Genomic DNA, 240 nt, shown 5'->3' with positions numbered 1-240 from the left:
CAATACCAACATCAATTACGTGGACGTTAGCGCCCGCTTGTGCTGCCAGCACACACACGCCGGTTGTTCCACGGGTCATATTTTCAGCCTGAATGGCTGTCACTTCTTTTGGGGAAATAGCGACCCCTTCCTCCCAGACGCCGTGATCGGCACACATAACCAGTACCGCTTTTTCGCCCACATGCGGTATGCCATTCAACCCCGGCATTCCTGCCAGTTGTATGGCAAGCGCCTCCAGCC

At 55.4% G+C, this 240-nt stretch carries 1 protein-coding gene; it reads right to left on the bottom strand.

Annotation, left to right across the window (positions count from 1 at the left end; genetic code table 11):
* Window positions 1–240 (bottom strand): nicotinate-nucleotide--dimethylbenzimidazole phosphoribosyltransferase (locus RRF55_RS27740; RefSeq protein WP_439419262.1); only part of this gene is annotated, 240 nt, incomplete at both ends.

This window comes from Klebsiella sp. K47 (genome assembly GCF_051858335.1).
Taxonomy (GTDB): Bacteria; Pseudomonadota; Gammaproteobacteria; order Enterobacterales; family Enterobacteriaceae; genus Klebsiella; species Klebsiella pneumoniae.
This window is presented reverse-complemented; position numbering and strand designations above follow the sequence as displayed.